The following is a 2,174-nucleotide window of genomic DNA, read 5'->3' on the forward strand; positions in this document are numbered from 1 at the left end:
CACGTAGAAGAAATTCTATAATTAAAAAGTTTTTATAGAAGCTATTCCCGTCATCCGTTGCAGTGATCTTGCCAGTAAACTTTTTTTCAATGTTTGCACAGGAGCTTCTTACAGTCGCTCTGCCCCAACTAGAAAAAAATAGTTTCCTTAGCGGCAATCACTTACACTACTACCGGGGCTAGAACGTGTATAGTATTAAATACTCTTTTGGTTTATTATAGAACTAATAAATTAATATTACCACGTAGGTATTTATTCACTTTGCGCTTTCACCATTTCATGCCTTAAAACAGCTATTTCAATGAGAAATTTGCATGACTATAAAAAAATTGGCTAAAAATTCTTAACAGCAGGAGTATTATTCTTTTCTGCAATTTTTACAAAACTGCTCTTGACAATCTCGTTACTGTTGCCATATAGCAATACATTATACTGAAAATGCAAAACACATATTAGTCAAATGACAGTTATTTAATAGAATCCCCCGCAAAGAGCAATAGTATTACATTTGAGAATTTTCTGATGATTTGGCTTAAGTTATCTATAATAAAGTTTACCTTTAACTTATGTAATACAGCTATTGATAACAGCTTAGTCATAGTAAAATAATCTAATTGATTACAGATAAATTCAAAAGAACAAGCAATGAAAAATTATAAATTAGCGACACTATTTTTTGGGGTACTCCTTATAGGTTGTAACCAGAAAAAAAATGAAAAATCTAGTACAGTAGCAAACGGAAAGCTTACTGACACTATTGAGAACGTAAGTAATGAATTAAATTCAGGGACAAGTGAAACAATCAAAGACAGCGAAGTAGCAAGTATCCAAGTTTTAATTGATTTGTTCAAACAAAAAGATGTGGAACAAATTGCAAACCATATCAGTTATCCTTTAAAGAGAGAATACCCCATTCCAAGTATAAAGAATAAAGAAGAATTTATACAGCGATTTAGCAAAGTTTTTGATAATATTCTTATCGAAAGAATTGCCAATTCTAAAATCGAACAATGGTCAGAAGTTGGTTGGAGAGGCATCATGTTTGACAATGGCAGTATATGGATGGGAAATTCTGACGGTATCATTACAGCTGTTACCTACCAATCTGCCGCTGAAAAAGAGATGCTTACTGATTTGGTTAAAAACCAAAAAGAGCATTTACATAATTCTTTGAGCAATTTTGAAAAACCAACTTACAAGATTAAAACAAAAAAGTATTTGATTAGGATCGACGAATTAGCAAATGAAAAATACAGATATGCTTCTTGGAAAGTACCTGATAAGGAATCTTCTAAGCCAGAACTGACTATCAATGGTGGCGAAATAACATTTAGCGGAAGCGGTGGAAATCACGTAATTACTTTTGTTAACGGGAACTATGTTTATAAGGTCTATCGAAATGTTATTGGGACCAAGGATTCAGCTGATATCACCCTTGAAATTGAACAAGATGGCAAAACAATTTTAAGTGAAAATGGAACTTTAATAAGTGATTAAAAACAAAAATTGAAAAATGAAATATGCTGAATTTAATATCGAGAATCAAATCTTAGAATTCCATAACACAATGATTGGATTCGAAAAAATCGTAATAAACAATAAAACAGTCTCTAAAAAGTACTCATTTTCTGGAGCTACTCACCAACTGCCCTATAAAGATTGTTATTTAGAATCAAAATATGTACAATTTGGTAATCGAAAAATAGAGCTATCCCTAATTAAAGAGGGGAATACCATAGATAAAAAGACGGTAGCAACGGATTTAAAGCAACGCTTTTTTTGGATAATGATGGGAGTCCTTTCGGGAATTGGAACATACCGATTTCTAAACTACATACTACAATTTGCAAATTAATAGTTATACTGAAATAGTAGAGTAGCTATTAGATTAGCGATAACATTACTTCCAGTTTAGTTCATTTTAATTACATTCAAATGTTCCTGCTCTATCACACAAGTACTGACATCGAGGAAATTACTACATTTTAAATTAATTATAAAAACGTCTCAATTTGTCGTATTTTAGTCGTAGAAAAGCACCAGCTGTCTAAATGAGCTGTAATGCTAATTCCTAACCAAATAGAAAACTAATAAAAGAAACTATGATAAAGACTTTCCTTACGCTAATTGTTGCATTGCTTACTACTACAATTTTTGCAAATGAAATTGAAGCA

The 2,174-nt window shown here is 31.6% G+C and carries 2 protein-coding genes; both read left to right on the forward strand.

All coding sequences use genetic code 11. The features are described from left to right. Positions 1-645: 645 nt before the first annotated feature. A complete protein-coding gene (locus tag P8M54_RS14960; RefSeq protein WP_300288827.1) occupies positions 646-1,497 on the forward strand; it encodes a hypothetical protein in 852 nt (283 codons plus the stop codon). 16 nt (positions 1,498-1,513) lie between these two features. Further along, positions 1,514-1,855 carry a hypothetical protein gene (locus P8M54_RS14965; protein ID WP_300288828.1) on the forward strand — a complete coding sequence of 114 codons (342 nt, stop codon included), beginning with the start codon at positions 1,514-1,516 and terminating at the stop codon, positions 1,853-1,855. Positions 1,856-2,174 lie beyond the last annotated feature (319 nt).

The organism is Flavobacterium sp. (assembly GCF_029242675.1).
GTDB lineage: Bacteria > Bacteroidota > Bacteroidia > Flavobacteriales > Flavobacteriaceae > Flavobacterium.